Genomic DNA, 18241 nt, shown 5'->3' with positions numbered 1-18241 from the left:
TCGCCGCTTGTTTCTTCTCCCCGCCGGGGAGAAGGTGGCCCGAAGGGTCGGATGAGGGGGCACCGTTGCCGGATTTCGGAGAGCTTGCCCCCTCATCCCGCTGCCGCGGACTTCTCCCCGGCGGGGAGAAGAAGCGAGCGGCACCCGCTCGATCCATGGGCAACCTCAGTTAGGCGGCCAGCCCTCAGGCCGGTTCTTCCAGCCGGATGCTCAAACTACGCAGCTCTTCCGTATGCGGATGTGTCGTGCGGCCATCGCGCAGATCGCCGGCACTCAGCTGCTCCACCATGTCCCCGTTCAGCATCACGCCAACCTGCGGGCACAGATGCGCGATGACAGCCAGATTGTGGCTGACGAGAATATAGGTGAGGTTGCGCGCCGCGCGCAGGTCCTGCAACAGGTTCAGGATTTCCGCCTGCACCGAGACATCGAGCGCTGAAGTCGGCTCATCGAGCAGCAGCACCTGCGGATCGGCGATCAGCGCACGGGCAATCGCCACGCGCTGGCGCTGGCCGCCGGAAAGCTGGTGCGGAAAACGGAAGCGCACCGCCTGCGGCAGCGCCACGTCGGACAAGGCCTGCTGGATGCGTTTTTCGATATTGTCCATGCCATGCACCAGCGGCAATTCGCTGAGAATGCGGTCGATGGTCTGGCGCGGATGCAGCGAGCCATAGGGGTCCTGAAACACCATCTGCACCTGCCGGAAGAAATCAGGCGTGCGCTTCAGTGGCGCGTCCTTTCCGGCAAAGGCAATGCGGCCTTCCCAGCTTTCATTAAGGCCGGCCATGGCGCGCAGGATGGTCGACTTGCCCGAGCCGCTTTCGCCGACGATGCCAAAGCTGCCGCCCTTTTCCACCGAAAAGGACACGCCCTTCACCACTTCGCGGTCGCCGAACTTGATACGGAGGTTGTCGACATCGATCATTGGCTGGACCACGCTGCATCACGGTTGAGAACGGGAAGACGCTCGCGCGGATGCGTCAGTGAGGGAATGCAGTTCAGAAGTCCCTTCGTATAGGGATGCTCGGCTTTCAGGAGTTCGGACGCCTTCAGCTCCTCCATCACCCGGCCGGAATACATCACGGCGACGCGGTCGCAGAAATGCGAGACGAGCGGCAGATCGTGGCTGATGAGGATGAGGCCCATGCCGCGTTCCGACACCAGCTCCTCGATCAGCCGCAGGATTTCCGCCTGCACCGTCGCATCAAGCGCGCTGGTAGGCTCGTCGGCGATCAGAAGCTCGGGATCGGGCGCCAACATCATGGCGATCATCACGCGCTGACCCATGCCGCCGGAAACCTCATGCGCATAGGACGAGGCGACCTGACGCGGATTGCGGATTTTCACCTGATCAAGCAGGGCGATTGCCGCTTCCATGGCCGCACGCTTGCTGCCGCCCTTATGGGCGCGCCAGGCTTCCGCGATCTGCGCACCCATGGTCTTCACCGGGTTCAGCGAATATTTCGGGTCCTGCAGAATGAAACCGGCCCGCTTGCCACGGATCTGGCGCATCTGCTTTTCACTGGCGGACAGCACGTCGATACCGTCGAAGGCGAGCTTGTCGGCGCGGATATCCGCATTGGAAGGCAGAAGCTTCATCAGCGCCCGCGCCGTCAGGCTCTTGCCCGAACCGGATTCGCCGACAATGCCGAGCTTTTCGGTGCCGAGCTTCATGGAGACACCACGCACCGCCTCGAAACGGCTGGTGCGGGTCTGGAAAGCGATCTTCAGATTTTCGATTTCGACCAGCATGGCTCAATGTCCCTTCGGGTCGAGAACGTCACGCAGGCCATCGCCAAGGAAGTTGAAGGCGAGCGAAACGAGGAAGATGGCGATGCCGGGAATGGTGGCGACCCACCATTGCTCGAAGATGAAGCGCTTGGCGGTGGCAATCATCGCGCCCCATTCCGGCGAAGGCGGCTGTGCACCCATGCCGAGGAAGCCGAGGCTGGCGGCGGTGATGATGATTGAGCTCATGTCGAGCGTGATGCGAACGATGAGGCTCGGCACGCAGAGCGGCGCGATATGCCGGGCGATGATGCGCCAGGCGGAAGCGCCGGTCAGCCTATAGGCCGCGACGAAGTCGCTGCCGCGCACCGTCATGGTCTCGGCGCGCGCCAGACGCGCATAGGGCGGCCATGCGGTAAGCGCGATGGCGAGAATGGCGCTTTCAACGCCGGGCTTCAGCGCCGCGACGAAGGCGAGCGCCAGAATGAGGCGCGGGAAGGCCAGAAACACATCCGTCACCCGCATCAACACCGTATCGACGATACCGCCAAAATAACCGGCGATGCAGCCGATGGCGAGACCGATGGGTGCGACAAGAACGACGACGGCAATGACCATGCCGAGCGTGACGCGGCCGCCATAGAGAATACGCGAGAGAATGTCGCGGCCCAGCTCATCCGTGCCGAACCAGTGTTCGGCATTTGGAAACGCTAAGCGATTGCCGAGATTCTGCGTTGCCGGATCATAGGGCGCGAGCAGCGGCGCCAGCAGCGACAGCGCGATGAAAAGGACGATGATGGTCAGGCCGATCACCGCCAGCGGATTGGACTTGAGGTTGAGCCAGATGCGATACCGGTTCCCCCAGGCAGCCTGTGTGCGGGAATGCGGCGTCTCGTCAAGCGCCCAGTTTCTGAAATTAGCTAACATCATCGAACGCGAGGATCCATAACTCTGTAAAGCACGTCTGCGAGCAGGTTGAGGGCGACATAGATGAAGCCGATCAACAGGGTTGCTCCGACGACCGGGTTCATGTCCGCGTTCATGAGCGAGACGGTGAGGTATTGGCCGAGGCCCGGCCAGCTGAAGACGGTTTCCGTCACCACGGCACCTTCGAGAAGGCCGGCATAGGTGAGCGCGATAACCGTGACGAGCTGCACGGCAACCGTTGGGAAGGCGTGTCCCCAGATGACGGTCATCGCCGACAGCCCCTTGGCGCGGGCGGTAATGACATATTCACCCTTCAGCGCATCGATCATGAAGGCGCGTGTCATGCGGGTGATATAGGCCATGCTGAAATAGGCAAGAATGCAGACCGGCTGCACCATATGGGCAACGGCGTCGTAAAACGCGCCCCAGTCGCCGGCAAGCAGGGTGTCGACCGTCATCAGGCCGGTAATCTGGGTGATCATGCCGTCATAGATGATGTCCTGCCGGCCCGGTCCGGGTGCGACGCCGAGCGTTGCGTAGAAGACCAGCAGCGAAATCAGCGCCAGCATGAAGACAGGGACCGAATGGCCGGCAAGGCAGACGACGCGGATGATCTGGTCCGTTACCTTGCCCTGCTTCACGGCGGCCCAGACGCCGAGCGGAATGCCGATAAGCGCTGCGAGAATAAGCGCTGCCGTGGCGAGTTCGAAGGTAGCAGGGAAAACACGCTTGATATCAATCCAGACCGGATTGCGGGTCAGGATGGAATTGCCGAAATCGCCGTGCAGGACCTGCGAGACATAGTGGAAGAACTGCACGACCAGCGGCTGGTCGAGGCCCATTTCGGCCCGCACTCGCACGATGACGTCTTCAGGCGCATTGTCGCCGACCGCCGCAATGACAGGATCGACGGGCATGACGCGCCCGATCATGAAGGTGATGACCATCAAACCGAACAGCGTCAGAATGACGCTGCCCAGTATCGACGATATGCTTTTGACGCGCTTGTTCAATGTCACGCTTTCTTCGCATCGTGGTAGGAATTGCCCTCGGACAGAACACCGAGTTCAAAGCCGGAAACGCCCTTACGGAAAGCGGCCGTCTTCGTGGTCTGGAACATGAACACGAACGGGCTGTTTTCCATGGATTCGCGCTGCAGGGCTTCATAAAGCTCCACGCGCTTTGCCGGGTCCTGCTCGTCGCGAGCAGCTTCCGCCTTGGCGGCAAAGTCGTCGTTCTTGAAACGCGAACGCCACAGGAAGGGCTTCGACTTGGCGTCGTCGCCATTATCCTTGTTGATGTTGAAGACATCAGCGTTGGAATGCGGATCGAAATAATCCGTACCCCATGCGGAGAGCGCCATCTGGTGTTCGCGGGCACGCATCTTGGTCAGAACCTGACGGTTTTCAGCCGATTGCAGACGCACCTTGATGCCGATATCGGCAAGGTTGGCCTGAATGGCCTGCGCCAGATCCGGGTAAGGCTGCGCGGAATAGTGGTCCATGCTGATCTCGAAACCGTCGGCAAGACCGGCCTCGGCCATCAGCGCCTTGGCCTTTTCGACATCGCGCTGGTAGGGCGTATCGTTGACCGCACCGGGGAAACCTTCCGGCTCGAAGCTCTGGTGAACCTTGTGGGTCAGCGGCACGAGGTTTTCCTGCATGCCCTTATAGTCCAACGCCCACTTGATCGCCTGCCAGACCTGCGGCTTGGCAAGGTTCTCATTGCCCTGATTAAGCGAGATCAGAACCAGCGAGGCGATGGATTTGCGCTCCAGCTCGATATTGGCGTCGTCCTTGACGGTGCGCAGCTGTTCCGAGGTCAAGTCGCGGGCAATGTCGATATCGCCCTTCTGCAACATCAGCAGCTGGGAGGACGGATCGGTGACGTGGCGCAGCACGATGCGCTTGATATTGCCCTTGTAGGGACCGTTCGGATTGACGGTGAGCGCGACGCTTTCGCTCGGCTTCCAGGCCTGGAGCATGAAATCGCCGGAACCAGCGCTGTTCTTCTGCAGCCAGCCATTGCCGAGGTCTTCGCCCGATGCATTGGCGAGAACCGCCTTCTTTTCGACGATCGCACCGATATTGGCGGAGAGGCAATAAAGCAGGAAGGAAATGGCGGTCGGCTTTGCCGTCGTCAGCTTCACCGTCTTGTCGTCGGCAGCAACAATGGTCGTCTCGGCATTGTCAGGCGTGAAGCCGAACTGGCTGATGATGAAGGCCGGGCTCTTGTTCATCTTGATGGCGCGCTGCAGCGAGAAGGCGACGTCTTCGGCTGTCACTTTAGCACCGCTCGCGAACGTCGCTTCGTCACCGATCACGAAGGTGAAAACCTTGCTGTCCGCATCGGCTTCCCAGGACTTTGCGATAACCGGATCAACCTTGGTGGAATCCTCGCGATTGGCGCGCACCAGCTTCTGATACATGTTGGAGATGATTTCACCGCCGACAGCCTCGAAACCTTCATGTGGGTCAAGGCTCGTCATATTGTCCAGCTGCTGGGCAACGACCAGAATATCCTTCGGTGTCGCGGCAAATGCCGGAATGCGCGCATAGGACAGGAACGGCACGGCTGCGCCAGCGATCAGCAGGTTGCGTCTTGAAATCATCGAAAATCCCCTTTCGGACCTTATTTTTCGGAAACGGTGTGGGTTTGCCCCAATCCAGTCATTTTTTTTATGTTTTCCCGCGATTAACACGAGCAAACGAGGCCCGACCAATTCCAAATTTGGCAGAGCCTATGCACGGATTGCATTTGCTCCGGCCTTGACCTTTCCTCTACCAATTCCCAAAAGTCTGAATAGGCGCGCATCCGCGCCCTCCCCCTATCCGAAGGTGAATGACCATGACCGATGAAAAAACCGTACCCGTCTTCGACGGCCACAACGATGTGCTTCTGCGGTTATGGCGATCGGGCAATGCCTCTCCCGAAACCCTCCTCATCGAGGGTGACACGGTTGGCCACATCGACCTACCACGCGCCAGGAAGGGTGGGCTGGCCGGCGGCCTCTGCGCCATCTACGTGCCGTCGCCAAGCATGGAGAAGGACGCCAACGGCGATTTTTCGACACCAACTGAGGCGGATGCGCTGAAGGCGACGCTCGCCATGGCCGGCCTGCTCTTCCGCGCCGAAAAACAATCCGCAGGCGCACTGAAGGTTTGCCGCACCGCCGCCGATATCCGCAGCGCCATGGCAGAGGGCGCTTTTGCCTCGGTTTTCCATATCGAGGGTGCGGAAGCGATCGGCGCTGATCTTGATGCGCTGCACGTGCTCTACGAGGCAGGCCTTCGCACGCTCGGACCGGTCTGGAGCCGCCCGAATATTTTCGCTTATGGCGTTCCCTTCCGTTTCCCCTCGACGCCGGATATCGGCCCCGGCCTCACCGATGCCGGCAAACGACTGGTGAAGACCTGCAACGACCTGAAGATCATGGTCGACCTTTCGCACATGAATGAGCAAGGTTTCTGGGACATCGCCAAGATTTCAGACGCGCCGCTCGTCGCCTCTCATTCCAACGCCTATGCGCTGTGTAACCACAGCCGCAACCTGACGGATCGCCAGCTGGATGCCATCCGCGACACGGGTGGTCTTGCCGGCATCAATTTCGGCGTTTTGTTCCTGCGCCAGGACGGCGTGAAGAACCCGGATACCGATCTTGGCGAACTTGTCCGCCATGTGGACTATATCGTCAACCGCATCGGCATCGATCACGTGGCCCTCGGTTCGGATTTCGACGGCACCACCATTCCCGCCGCCATGAAGGATGCAGGCGATCTGCAATTGCTGGTCGAAGCCCTGCGCAAGGGCGGTTATGACAACGAGGCGCTTGCCAAGATCTGCCACGGCAACTGGGTCCGTGTGCTGGAAAAAACCTGGGGCGCGTAAGGCTCAGCGTAAAATCCCTCTCCGGCGCAGAACGCCGGAGATATGAAGCGGCAGGCTCCTTAAGCCTTTGCCGCTTTTTTCTTGCCGCTCGCCCGGAAAGCCAGAAGCCCGGCAACGACACCGATCATCGCCCATTTCATCGGCAATACATCCGCCGTTTCACTGCGGATCGGCAACACGGTCACAGTGCCCGGACGGGATTCATAACCCATCTGCCCTTTTGCCTTGGCCTCCGCAATCTGCTGCGGCGAAACGACCCATTCGGCACCGCGCATCTTGTCCACTGCCATGTATCCGCCGCCCGCCACGAGGGCGACGACGAGCGAAAGCGCTATTCTTGTAGGCGTGTTCATCTGCATCTCCTTCAATCAAAAGGAGCGTGTAATGGCATCAAACGCCACCACCAAGCAACCGCAGCGGTCAATTTGGTATGTTTCGCAACAATCCGACAAATCATGCATTTCATAGTTGCATTTTTGCCCTCAGAATTGGCGAAATTCACCAACCAGCGGGCCAAACTCTACATCGACACTTCATGCTTTTCTGCTAATCACATTTCCTCAACCGAAACGAATTAGCGACACATTCCTGTGGTTCGCCAAGCTTGGGAACGGGCGCTGGACAAAGCAAATGGCAGACAAGAGCGAAATCACACAAACCGATGTCGCGGAATCCGCGGTTGAAAGCTTTATTGCCCGAAACCGCCCCTATCTGACCGCGATCGCCATCACGCTCGTCTTCGTGATGATGACCTTCGCCATCTATCACCTGACCTCCGAAGTGCGTTATGACGACGTCATCGACGCGCTGACGCAGACCTCGGCTTCGGCGGTTCTGCTTGCCATTTTCTTCACGGCGCTCAGCTTTCTGGCGCTGATACTCTACGACGCCAATGCAATCGAATATATCGGCCGCAAATTGCCGTTTCCGCCCATGGCAGCGACGGCTTTTGCCGCTTATGCCATCGGCAATACCGCCGGTTTCGGACCTTTGAGCGGTGGCGCCATCCGCTTTCGCGCCTATTCGCGGCTCGGGCTGTCGCCTGGTGAAATCGCCCGCGTCATCGCTTTCGTCACGCTGTCCTTCGGGCTTGGCCTGCTTTCGGTCAGCGCCGTCTCCACCTTCATCGTCGCACCGCGCATCGCCGCCATCATCGGGGTTGACGCGCTGTTCCTCCGCGGGGCGGCGCTCGCCATCATCGCCGTCCTCGTTGTTGCCGCCTATATCGGGCGCAACGGTCACACGATCCGTCTTGGCGCATGGCGTCTTCGCCTTCCCGACAGCCGCACATCGTCGCGCCAGTTCCTCGTCTCGGCTTTCGATATTGCCGCCTCCGCCTCCGTGCTTTACGTGCTGCTGCCCGATACGCATCTCGGCTGGCCGACATTTTTCGCCATCTACGCCACAGCCGTCGGCCTTGGCGTCCTCAGCCATGTGCCGGCCGGTCTTGGCGTCTTTGAAACCGTGATGGTCGCAGGGCTTGGCAACGCCATCAGCGTCGACCAGCTGCTCGGCAGCCTTGTTCTATACCGCGTGATCTATCACGTCCTGCCGCTGGTGGTCGCCATTCTGGTGATGCTGGTCTCGGAGATGAAGCAGTTCGCCGCAAAGCCTGTTGTTTCCGATATTAGCCAGCTTGCCGTGCGGCTCGCGCCGCCGCTGCTGTCAACCTTCGCGATGATCCTCGGCACCATGCTGATCTTCTCGAGCGTGACGCCGACGCCCGACAGCAATCTGGATTTCCTCTCCAATTTCGTGCCGCTGCCGATCATCGAAGCCGCGCATTTTCTCACCAGCATTCTCGGCCTTGTGCTCGTCGTCGCCTCACGTGGCCTCGGGCAGCGGCTTGATGGAGCCTGGTGGATTGCGCTGGTCGCCGCCTCGCTGGCGCTGGTTCTCTCCATCCTTAAGGCCATCGCCGTCTTTGAAGCCGCGATCCTCGGCGTCTTCATCATCGCACTCGCCGCCAATATGCGCAGCTTCAACCGCCATGCATCGCTGGTCAAACAGGCGCTCGGACCGAGCTGGCTCGCCGCCATGGCCGTTATCGTCGCCGGCGCGGCAACCATCCTGCTCTTTGTCTATCGCGATACGGACTACAGTCAGACCTTATGGTGGCAGTTCGAATTCTCCGAAGAAGCGCCGCGCGGTTTGCGCGCCCTTCTCGGTCTCGTGCTCGCCTCATCCACCATCGCCATCTTCAGCCTCATGCGGCCGGTGGCCTACAGGCCGGATGCGATCGAGCCCGAAGACGTGGTAAACGCAACCGGCATCGTCATGAAACAGGACGCCGCCGACGCCAACCTCGTGCGCATGGGCGACAAACACGTGATGTTCTCCGAGAGCGGCAACGCCTTCATCATGTACGGCATTCAAGGCCGTTCCTGGATCGCCTTTGCCGATCCGGTTGGCGACGAGGAGGATTTTCCCGATCTCGTCTGGCAATTTGTGGAGGCCGCCCGTTCGGCGGGAGCACGCGCCGCCTTTTATCAGATTTCGCCGTTCCTGCTTTCCCATTGCGCCGATGCCGGCCTGCGCGCCTTCAAGCTCGGCGAACTGGCGTTGGTTGATCTCACCGCATTCGAACTGAAGGGCGGCAAGCTCGCCACCCTTCGCCAGTCCTTGAGCCGCGGCGCACGCGACGGGCTGACCTTCGAGGTTGTCGAAAAATCGCAGGTGCCGGATATTCTCGATGAATTGAAACAGGTCTCCGATGGCTGGCTTGCGCATCACAATACGCGGGAAAAGCGCTTCTCGCTCGGTGCTTTCGAACCGGACTACATCCTGTCACAACCCGTTGCCATCCTGCGCAAGGATGGAAAGATTGCCGCCTTTGCCAATCTGATGGTGACGGAAACGAAAAAGGAAGCCACCGTCGATCTCATGCGCTTTTCGGCGGATGCGCCGCGCGGCGCGATGGATTTCCTCTTCGTCAGTATCATGCAATATCTGCGTGAGGCGGGTTATGAAAGCTTCAATCTGGGCATGGCGCCGATGTCCGGCATGTCGAAGCGCGATGCAGCACCCGTCTGGGATCGCATCGGCAGCACGCTGTTCGAACACGGCGAACGTTTCTACAACTTCAAGGGCCTTCGTGCGTTCAAGACGAAGTTCCACCCGAAATGGGAACCGCGTTACCTTGCCGTTCAGAACGGCGCAGACGCCGCGCTGGCGCTGATGGACGCAACGGTTCTGATCAGCGGCGGCGTCAGAGGAGTGATCGGAAAATGAGAAAATCCACCATGATGAAGGCGGTCATCGCCGCTTCCGCCCTGTTCGCCTCTACCTCCGTTTTTGCGCAGGACAAGCCAGCCTATGAGACAGGCATGATCCCGGCCGAACACATCATGGTACCGGACGGTGATATTCTCGCCAGCGTCTTCCTGATTTCCGACGCCGACGGCTGGACAGCCGCCGACGAGACCCGCGCCGAGGCGCTGGTTGCAAAGGGTGCGGCCGTGGTCGGCATCGACTTCAAGGAATATCTGAAGGCGCTCGAAGCCGATGACGACGACTGCATCTACATGATCTCGGACATCGAATCGCTGTCGCAGCAGATCCAGCGCACCGCCGGCACCAGCAGCTATCGCCAGCCCATTCTCACCGGCATCGGCAAGGGCGGAACGCTGGCGCTGGCGATGATCGCACAAAGCCCTGTCTCCACCGTCCGCGACGCTCTCGCCGTCGACCCCAAGGCGGGCCTGCCGCTTGAGAAAATCCTCTGCACCCCCGCCACCAAGGACAAGGTGGATGGCGAAACGGTCTATGGCCTGACCGATGGTCCACTGCCCGCGCCCGTCAGCGTGCTGTTTACGCCCGCGGCGGACCAGAAGGGCCGCGACCACGTCAACGCACTCGTCAAGCTGCATCCCGATATTGACGTGACTGACGTGACCGACAAGGCGGACGACATCCTGACACAGACCCTGTCCGACCAGATCGACGCCGCCGGCGACACCGACAGCCCGCTCGGCCTGCCGATCAAGGTTCTGGAAACGAGCCCTGTCATGGACACCATGGCGGTGATCTATTCCGGCGACGGCGGCTGGCGCGATCTTGACGAGGAAGTGGGCGGCGCGCTGCAGAAACAGGGCATTCCCGTGATTGGCGTCGACGCCCTGCGGTATTTCTGGAAAGAAAAGCAGCCACAGGAAGTGGCAAGCGACCTTGGCCGCATCATCGACACCTATCGCAAGCAGTGGAAGGTTCGCAACGTGGTGCTGATCGGCTATTCCTTCGGTGCCGACATCATTCCTGCAACCTACAATCTTCTGCCGGAACGCGCAAAATCCCACGTCGTGCAGCTCTCCCTGCTGGGCCTGTCGACGGAAGTGGATTTCGAAATTTCCGTTCAGGGCTGGCTTGGCGTGGCTGGCGAAGGCAAGGGCGGCAAGACGGTGGACGACATCGCCAAGATCGATCCGAAGCTGGTGCAGTGCGTATATGGCACGGAGGAGGAGGATGAAGATCCCTGCCCCGGCCTGAAGGCGAAGGGTGTGGAAACGATCGCCATTGAAGGCGGCCACCATTTCGACGAAGACTATGAGGCGCTTGCAAAGCGGATTGTGACATCGCTGAAGACCCGCCTGCCTAAATAGAGTATTTTGACCTGAGGGGCTTCGGGAAAATTTCCGAAGCTCCGAACATGAATTTGCAGGCTCCCTCCCCGGAAACATCATCTCCCGCAGCCTTCAGCCCCGGTTGAATGACCGGCGGCAGTTCGAAACCCGTCTTCGATCGCCAGCCACGCTTGCGGAATCGATTAAATTATTATTCAAAAGAACCCGGCCCGCGGCGAATGTTCATGGCGTTTCCTCAACCATGCTTCTGTTGATTGCCAACCATGGATTTTATATTTTCGGACCGGTTCAGGGAGCCGCCGCATGCCCGCCTTAAAGCGCAAGACAAAAACACCCGTCCTCGTGGAACGCATCGACCAGTTCGTCGCTGGCGTCAGAGAGGCGATGAAAAGCAGCGACGCTGTGCGGAACAAAAAAATCCGCGATCTTTGGGATGCCGAGGTCCGCTACCATTTCGACAATGGCCGCACCGAAAAGACGCTCGAACTCTACATCATGAAATATAGGTATGCCCTAAAGGCCGAATTCGGCCCAAAGAGCACACCGCTTGCCATCTGCAACATGAAAAAACTGCGCGAACGGCTGAATACCTATATCGAACGGGCCGACTATCCGAAAACCGGCGTGGCGACATCCATCGTCGAAAAAATCGAACGGGCGGAATTCAACACCGCGGGACGAAAGCCCACGGTTCTTCTGCGTATCGCGGATTTCATTGCAGCGATGAATGGTGTGGCAAAGAAAGATGAAATGCAGGCCCTGTGGAACGCTGAACTCAGCACCATGAAGGACAGGGCGCAGACGACGATCATCTCCTACATTACCAAATACCGTAACGCCATTCGCGAGGCCTTCGGTGATGAGCATCCGATGCTGAAGATCGCAACCGGCGATGCGGCGATGTATGACGACGCCCGCCGGGTGAAGATGGAGAAGATCGCCACCAAGCATGGTGCGCTGATCACCTTCGACAACTACCGGCAGGTTCTGAAGATTTGCACCGACGCTCTCCAGTCCAATGACCCGCTGATGATCGGCATCGGCCTGATCGGCATGACGGGACGGCGTCCCTACGAAGTCTTCACCCAGGCCGAGTTTTCCCCCGCCCCCTATGGCAAGGGTGTTTCCAAATGGAGCATCCTGTTCAACGGCCAGGCCAAGACGAAACAGGGAGAAGGAACGAAATTCGGTATTACCTACGAAATCCCGGTCCTTGCCCGTTCCGCCACCATTCTCTCCGCCTATGAACGGCTGCGCGCTAGCGGGCAGGGAAAACTGTGGCACGGCATGTCGATCGACGATTTTTCATCGGAAACCCGTCTATTGCTTCGGGATACGGTTTTTAACCTGTTTGAGGATTTCTGGCCGAAGGAAGAACTTCCCAAGCCCTATGGCCTGCGGCACCTCTATGCCGAAGTCGCCTATCACAATTTCGCCCCGCCCCACGTCACCAAGAACAGCTATTTCGCTGCCATTCTGGGGCACAATAACAACGACCTCGAAACCTCGTTGTCCTACATGACCTACACGCTGCCCGAAGATCGCGACGATGCGCTGGCGCGCGCCAAGCGCACGAATGAGCGGACATTGCAGCAAATGGCGAGCATCACGCCTGTCTCCGGCAAAAAGCCCTAAGGCAGCCGCAGCCGCTCCCGTCCAAAAACTGGCACATCTTGAAACTGCCCAGAAACTGCGGCGGCGCATTTCCGCATACCGCTTTGGGCTGGTTGTTGGCCATGTGCAGCTTTTATCTGCGCGAAAACCCTAAGAGACAACATCAAGAAAAATTCGTCCTATCAGAATATAAATTTCTAATTTAACAATATACAATAATTAACATAAATACAATTTTAGTAAATACAGTCTCGCACAAGACAATACTGCGATAATTCAATTATAGTATTTGTTCACACATAGATTTCGGCAACAATTTTCCCGGAGGCACATGGTGCTGCCCGCATACACGACTTATGCCCTCTATAATCGTGACCTCGGCCTGTCGCTGAAACGTGTCGCGAATGACCCCGTCATATCGCGAGACGCCAGATATTATGCGGACAATATCGGCAAGGTTAAAAACCTCGACGAGTTTCTGAAGGACTACAAACTCTATTCCTACGCCATGAAAGCGTTTGGGCTGGAAGACATGACTTACGCCACCGCCTTCATGAAGAAGGTGCTGGAAAGTGACCTCAACGACCCGAACAGTTTCGCCAACAAGATGAAGGACACACGCTACCGCGATTTCGCGGCGGCGTTCGATTTCGGCAATATCAAAGCGCAAAAATCGGTTCAGACCGAATCCCAGCAGGACCGGCTGGTTGCCGCGTATAACAGCACGATCGAGCAACGAAACGAGGAACTGAAGGAGGAAACGCGATATTACAACATCCTCATCGACAAGGTCGGTCATTTGGATGACATATTCAAAAACACGCGGCTTCGGGACTATGTTTTCAAATCTTTCGGCATCGATGCCCAGAGCTTCAGCTACAAGCATCTCAAAGATGTTCTGACCAGCGATATCAGCAGTGCCGATAGCTACGTCAACAAGACCTACGAACCGCTGGTCAATGAGTGGCAGTTAAAAACGGCAGGTCTGCGAATTGAGCGGGACAATATTCCCACCACCGACAAGCCGGCGCACGACAAGGTCCAATATCTGATCGACCAGTACAATAAACGCATCGCCGATGCCTATAAATTGTTCGAAATGGCGGCGGCGTTCAACTTCCGCGACGATGGCGCCGTCGATACCGGCACGCCAGCGCAGACGACGGCCCAGAAACGGCTGATCAACGAAACCTACGTTCTTTCTAGCCCGCGCCTGACGCAGGCCGGCGCGATTCTTAATCGTGATTTCTTCGTGGACAAGATCAAGAGCGTCACCGATGCAGGGCAGATGACCAGCAATGGCCGCCTGAGAGAAATGTTGATCGTCGCCTTTAATCTGCTCGACAACGTCGACATCGACAAGAAAATCCAGTGGGCCCTTCGCCAAAATCCTGAGGACGCGCAAAGCCCGCTTTATCAGGAGAAGGACAAAGGCCTCATCGACTTGGCAAAAGCTTTCAATTTCGGTGACGACGGCAAAGTCGCGCCTGGAAAGGCAGTGCAGACCGATGTGCAGCTTAGCACGATGATGAACTTTTACTTTAGCCGCTACGATGACGACGACGTGGCCGACGACGAAAGGCTAATCAAGGACTACAAACGCTATATCGGCCTGACGAAAAACCTGGAGGACTTTCTGTCGAATGCGCCGGCCGCAGTCACGGTTCGCAATTTCGCGCTGAAGGCGTTCAATATCAGCACGGAGGAAGCCTCGACCTTCAAATTGAAAAAAGCCCTCACAAGCGATCTGTCAGACCCGAAAAGCTATGTTCGCAGCTTGAACGATGACAGGTTCGTGCGGCTGGCAAAGGCATATAATTTCGATTCAGAAGGCAAAATCGGCTCACCGCGCCTTGCCCAGGCGGAAAACGAGATCACCCGCATTTCACGCCGTTATCTCACCGAAGTCACCCGTTGGGACAAGGACAAGAAAGTCAGGGAGAAGGGAGAGAAGGAAGTCTCCTACTATCGCGAGAAAATGGAGACGCTGGAAACAGTCGATCAATTGCTTGCCGACCGCCGCCTGCTCGATTTCATGTTGGTTGCCCAACGCATCGACCCCAAATCGGTGACCACCGATTATCTGAAGAAGATTTTCAAGTCCGACCTTAAAGACCCCAAAAGCTTTGCCAACACCGAAAAAGATACCCGCTTTCGCGCGCTTGCCGGTTCTTTCAACTTTGATACCAAGGGAAATATCCGCGCGACAACCGGCCAGACGATCCAGAATACCCGCAGCCTGATGGAAACGCGCGACAACTATGTGCGCCAGACGCTGGAGGAGCGGGCGGGAGAGGAAAACTCCGGTGTCCGACTGGCGCTCTATTTCAAGCGAATGGCCGGCGGCATTTCCAATCCTTACGACATCCTCGCCGACAATGCGCTGGCGGAATTCACCCGCACCGCCCTTGGAATGCCTGCCGAAACGGCAAATTCCAAAGTGGATGTGCAGGCAAAGATGATCGAGAAGAGGCTGAAGATGAAAGACCTGCAGGACCCTGCAAAGGTCGAAAAGCTGGTCAGCCGCTTTCTGGTGATGTTCGAAGCGAACAGCGCCGAATCCGATCCGCGTATGGCTTTGTTCAGCAATAACGGCGGGATCAGCGGCAATACGCTTGCGACCCTCGCACAACTCCGCAGCGGTCGCAGAAGCTAGATCATTCGTTGCAGTGAAAATTCAGAACCGTGTCGTCGCTGAATGCATGAGGCATCAGCCATTCTGCTGGCCGCAGGTTTCACCCGGCGGCCAGCACCTCGTTCATCAAACCCGCTCGTCACCCGAGGTGCGGTATAGCAGGGTCAACACGGTCAGCAACAACCCCACCAACGCGACCGACCCGAAAATGTAGAAATTCCACTCGGGAGCCAGCCCCCGTTGCAGCACGAGGCCGCCGATCATCGGGCCGGCAATGCCGCCGAGACGACCAACCGCCAGCGAAAAGCCGAGGCCCGTGCCGCGAATATGGACGGGATAAAGCCGGCCCACCAAAACATTGGCAAGGATCTGGGTTCCAATCGTTCCGGCACCGGCAAGGGCGACGAAGACATACAGCAGCGGCCCTTTGTTTACCGTCAGAGCCCAGATAGAGGCCGCACCGATGGCAAACAGCACCGCCACCACCACCTTGACGTTGCCCTTATCGGCAAACCGCCCGCCAATGAGAATGCCGATAGCGGCCCCGACATTCAGCATGATCGAGAAGCTGAGCGCCGAGCTGATATCATAACCCATCTTGTTCATGATGGTCGGCAGCCAGTTGACCATGCCGAAGGTGAGAAGCAGCGAGCAGAAGTGAATGCCCCAGGCATTCAGCGTCGAAAGCAGCCGGCCTTCCGAAAACAGCGCGCCGACACCACCCTTTTGAATTTTGGCGTGTGGCACAATGCGTTGCAGGCCATAAGTGTCGCAAATACCGTCCGCTTCCGCCTGCCGGCCCTTGCTTGCCAGCCATTCCGGCGATTCCGGCAGGAAGCGCATGAATAGCGGCAGGAGAATAAGCGGCAGACCGCCGATCAGCATCAACGGCCGCCAGCCATAGGTTTCCAGCAGAAGGATGCCCATCAGGCCGGAGATGATGCCGCCGATAAGATAGCCGAGGAAAGACAGGGAATTCGCCTGCGCCTTGCGTTTGGGCGGCGAAAATTCCAGCACCAGCGCGGTCACTGTCGGCAAAAGCGCGCCAAGCCCGAGACCAGCGAGGAAGCGCGTGATTTCAAAAGCCAGAAAGTTCGGCGTCATGGCCGAGGCGATCATCATAGCCGAAAATACGGCAAGGCTGATGAGCACGACCTTGCGGCGGCCGATACGGTCGGCCATGGTGCCGGCAAACAGAGCGCCCAGCAGCATTCCCACCAGCGTCAGCGCCGCAGCGCGACCGACCATGGCAGGATTGAGCGCCCATGCGCCCTCTTTCAGCAGCGCCGGCGCAACCGCGCCATAAACGACCAGATCGTAACCGTCGAACATGATCATCAGACCACATGTCGCGATGACGCCAGCCGGGTTTTTCGTCCGCACTGAGGCGGCGCTCATATAATTCGTGGACATCTTCCTCCCTTTCACGCCTGAACGCGCTATCCGGAATGGATTGCGTCTCCCGTTCCTGGCGATAGCTCCGCGAGTGCCCGGCCTGCTCCACCCTGATATGTGTCCCGCTCCTGTCAAGACACATATCGCCGATATCACCCGTCTTCGATTAAGCATTGCATTTGCAAAAATTGCAAATGCAATATTTATCATTGTCAGGTCCAACGACCCGACAGAAATGTCAGTCAGGCTTCAGCCCGGGAACCCTCGACAGTGTCGGCGTCCAGCGCAGGATACGAACGCGCTTATAGACGCCGTGAATGACAAATGGATCGGCATCGCTGAAGGCAATCATATCTTCAATGCAATGGGCTTCGGCGATGACGAGTGCAGCTGATGACCCGCTGCTTTCCGCCTGCATGGGGCCGGATGCCAGAATTCTGAACCCCAGGGGCGCGGTTTCCTCACTGCGCAAATAGGCCTTGTGAGCATCCATCTGCACCTTCCGCTGCTCAGCGGCTGCGGGGTCGCTTTCGGCAAAACGAACATAGAGGCCGGGACGGTCGCTGCCGCCACTCATCGGGCCAGCACGAAATCATGGTTCACCGACCAGAACCAGTCGCCGATGAAACCCAGTTGCCGGGCCTTTTCCGCATCCTCCACCCGCTGGAAATCGGCCAGTAGGCTCTCCTTCACACCGAACACCGCATCCGAACGGATATAGGGATCATCCGGATCAAAAATATGCGTGACGAGCGTGCCAAAACCTTCTGCCGAAACGATATAATGCAGATGCGCCGGCCGGTAAGGATGACGCCCCATGGCCCGCAGCAATCGCCCGACCGGGCCGTCATCCGGTATCGGATAATATTTCGGTTTCGTCGCCCGGAACCAGTAGCGCCCGTCCTCGCCGGTGACGAAAACACCGCGCAGATTGAAATCGGGCTGAATGCCCTTCTGCTGCACGTCGTAGAAGCCCTCGTCATTGGCCTGCCAGACATCGATGCGCGCACCGGCAACCGGTGCGCCTTCGGTATCGAGAATACGGCCGGTCACCAGCATATCCTCGCCCTTGCCATCGAGGCAGATATTGGCGCCCATCGGCATTTCCGGCGCATCGGCCACATGGAAAGGCCCAAGAACGGTGGATTCCGACGCGCCACTCGGTTTGCGGTGATTGATGGCGTCGACCAGCATGGAAACGCCGAGAATATCGGAGAACAGAATCCACTCCTGCCGCCATTCATTGCAGATCTGGCCAACCTCGGTGAGAAAATGGATCGCCTTCATCCACTCTTCCTCGGTCGGCTCGATTTCCTTCACCGCCTCATGCAGCTTGCGCGTAACGACGGCCATGATCTCCTTCAGGCGCGGATCGTTACAGTCGCGCATGCGGGCAATCACGGTTTCAGCCGAACGCTCCTCAACGAAATAGCCATCATCGCTGGTCATCTTCGTATCCATCATGACTTCCTCC

14 protein-coding genes are annotated in these 18241 nt (G+C 58.2%); 5 read left to right on the top strand and 9 right to left on the bottom strand.

What is annotated here, in order from left to right; genetic code table 11:
- Window positions 1-184 precede the first annotated feature (184 nt).
- From FCH38_RS06010 to FCH38_RS05990, 5 genes are read right to left on the bottom strand one after another with little or no spacing between them, the layout of a single operon-like run.
- A complete protein-coding gene (locus FCH38_RS06010; RefSeq protein ID WP_174373182.1) occupies window positions 185-925 on the bottom strand; it encodes an ABC transporter ATP-binding protein in 741 nt (246 codons plus the stop codon).
- Window positions 922-1752 carry an ABC transporter ATP-binding protein gene (locus tag FCH38_RS06005; RefSeq protein ID WP_006312136.1) on the bottom strand — a complete coding sequence of 277 codons (831 nt, stop codon included), beginning with the start codon at window positions 1750-1752 and terminating at the stop codon, window positions 922-924. The genes FCH38_RS06010 and FCH38_RS06005 overlap by 4 nt, the downstream gene beginning before the upstream one ends.
- Window positions 1753-1755: 3 nt before the next feature.
- Entirely contained in the window at window positions 1756-2658 is a 903-nt protein-coding gene (nikC, locus tag FCH38_RS06000; protein ID WP_080807181.1) for a nickel transporter permease, read from the bottom strand.
- Entirely contained in the window at window positions 2655-3668 is a 1014-nt protein-coding gene (locus FCH38_RS05995) for an ABC transporter permease (protein WP_153516539.1), read from the bottom strand. The genes nikC and FCH38_RS05995 overlap by 4 nt, the downstream gene beginning before the upstream one ends.
- A gap of 2 nt (window positions 3669-3670) precedes the next feature.
- The gene (locus tag FCH38_RS05990) at window positions 3671-5266 is read right to left on the bottom strand and encodes an ABC transporter substrate-binding protein (RefSeq protein WP_149899807.1); all 1596 of its coding nucleotides are present in this window, start codon (window positions 5264-5266) and stop codon (window positions 3671-3673) included.
- A gap of 236 nt (window positions 5267-5502) precedes the next feature.
- Here FCH38_RS05990 and FCH38_RS05985 point away from each other — a divergent pair, with 236 nt between their 5' ends.
- Window positions 5503-6543, top strand: a complete 1041-nt coding sequence (locus FCH38_RS05985; RefSeq protein WP_174373181.1) for a dipeptidase — start codon at window positions 5503-5505, stop codon at window positions 6541-6543.
- Window positions 6544-6602: 59 nt separating this feature from the next.
- Here the strand turns inward: FCH38_RS05985 and FCH38_RS05980 are convergent, their stop codons facing one another.
- Window positions 6603-6896, bottom strand: a complete 294-nt coding sequence (locus FCH38_RS05980; RefSeq protein ID WP_142840594.1) for a hypothetical protein — start codon at window positions 6894-6896, stop codon at window positions 6603-6605.
- A 277-nt stretch (window positions 6897-7173) separates the two neighbouring features.
- Between FCH38_RS05980 and mprF the strand changes: the two genes are divergently transcribed.
- The 4 genes from mprF (at window position 7174) to FCH38_RS05960 (ending at window position 15393) form a co-directional block, all read left to right on the top strand.
- Window positions 7174-9774, top strand: coding sequence for a bifunctional lysylphosphatidylglycerol flippase/synthetase MprF (mprF, locus tag FCH38_RS05975; RefSeq protein WP_174373180.1), 2601 nt, complete (start codon window positions 7174-7176; stop codon window positions 9772-9774).
- The gene (locus tag FCH38_RS05970) at window positions 9771-11141 is read left to right on the top strand and encodes a virulence factor (protein ID WP_174373179.1); all 1371 of its coding nucleotides are present in this window, start codon (window positions 9771-9773) and stop codon (window positions 11139-11141) included. Before mprF ends, FCH38_RS05970 begins: the two co-directional genes overlap by 4 nt.
- A 285-nt stretch (window positions 11142-11426) precedes the next feature.
- Complete coding sequence (locus FCH38_RS05965; protein WP_174373178.1) at window positions 11427-12758, top strand: telomere resolvase; 1332 nt, start codon at window positions 11427-11429, stop codon at window positions 12756-12758.
- 310 nt (window positions 12759-13068) lie between these two features.
- Window positions 13069-15393: a DUF1217 domain-containing protein gene (locus FCH38_RS05960; RefSeq protein ID WP_174373177.1), complete on the top strand. Its 2325-nt coding sequence runs from the start codon at window positions 13069-13071 to the stop codon at window positions 15391-15393.
- 105 nt (window positions 15394-15498) lie between these two features.
- Here the strand turns inward: FCH38_RS05960 and FCH38_RS05955 are convergent, their stop codons facing one another.
- The 3 genes from FCH38_RS05955 to graB form a co-directional block, all read right to left on the bottom strand.
- The gene (locus FCH38_RS05955) at window positions 15499-16785 is read right to left on the bottom strand and encodes an MFS transporter (RefSeq protein WP_174373176.1); all 1287 of its coding nucleotides are present in this window, start codon (window positions 16783-16785) and stop codon (window positions 15499-15501) included.
- Between the two features lie 220 nt (window positions 16786-17005).
- A complete protein-coding gene (locus FCH38_RS05950) occupies window positions 17006-17344 on the bottom strand; it encodes a YciI family protein (RefSeq protein ID WP_153516435.1) in 339 nt (112 codons plus the stop codon).
- On the bottom strand, window positions 17341-18228 hold the full coding sequence (gene graB / locus FCH38_RS05945) for a hydroxyquinol 1,2-dioxygenase (RefSeq protein ID WP_149900275.1): 888 nt from the start codon (window positions 18226-18228) through the stop codon (window positions 17341-17343). The genes FCH38_RS05950 and graB overlap by 4 nt, the downstream gene beginning before the upstream one ends.
- Window positions 18229-18241: the final 13 nt, after the last annotated feature.

Source organism: Agrobacterium tumefaciens (assembly GCF_013337285.1).
Taxonomy (GTDB): Bacteria; Pseudomonadota; Alphaproteobacteria; order Rhizobiales; family Rhizobiaceae; genus Agrobacterium; species Agrobacterium burrii.
This window is presented reverse-complemented; position numbering and strand designations above follow the sequence as displayed.

Coding starts and splice junctions, on each gene's coding strand:
- FCH38_RS06010 (WP_174373182.1), bottom strand. CDS start 925: ATGATCGATGTCGACAACCTCCGTATCAAGTTCGGCGACCGCGAAGTG.
- FCH38_RS06005 (WP_006312136.1), bottom strand. CDS start 1,752: ATGCTGGTCGAAATCGAAAATCTGAAGATCGCTTTCCAGACCCGCACC.
- nikC (WP_080807181.1), bottom strand. CDS start 2,658: ATGATGTTAGCTAATTTCAGAAACTGGGCGCTTGACGAGACGCCGCAT.
- FCH38_RS05990 (WP_149899807.1), bottom strand. CDS start 5,266: ATGATTTCAAGACGCAACCTGCTGATCGCTGGCGCAGCCGTGCCGTTC.
- FCH38_RS05985 (WP_174373181.1), top strand. CDS start 5,503: ATGACCGATGAAAAAACCGTACCCGTCTTCGACGGCCACAACGATGTG.
- FCH38_RS05980 (WP_142840594.1), bottom strand. CDS start 6,896: ATGAACACGCCTACAAGAATAGCGCTTTCGCTCGTCGTCGCCCTCGTG.
- mprF (WP_174373180.1), top strand. CDS start 7,174: ATGGCAGACAAGAGCGAAATCACACAAACCGATGTCGCGGAATCCGCG.
- FCH38_RS05970 (WP_174373179.1), top strand. CDS start 9,771: ATGAGAAAATCCACCATGATGAAGGCGGTCATCGCCGCTTCCGCCCTG.
- FCH38_RS05965 (WP_174373178.1), top strand. CDS start 11,427: ATGCCCGCCTTAAAGCGCAAGACAAAAACACCCGTCCTCGTGGAACGC.
- FCH38_RS05960 (WP_174373177.1), top strand. CDS start 13,069: ATGGTGCTGCCCGCATACACGACTTATGCCCTCTATAATCGTGACCTC.
- FCH38_RS05955 (WP_174373176.1), bottom strand. CDS start 16,785: ATGTCCACGAATTATATGAGCGCCGCCTCAGTGCGGACGAAAAACCCG.
- FCH38_RS05950 (WP_153516435.1), bottom strand. CDS start 17,344: ATGAGTGGCGGCAGCGACCGTCCCGGCCTCTATGTTCGTTTTGCCGAA.
- graB (WP_149900275.1), bottom strand. CDS start 18,228: ATGGATACGAAGATGACCAGCGATGATGGCTATTTCGTTGAGGAGCGT.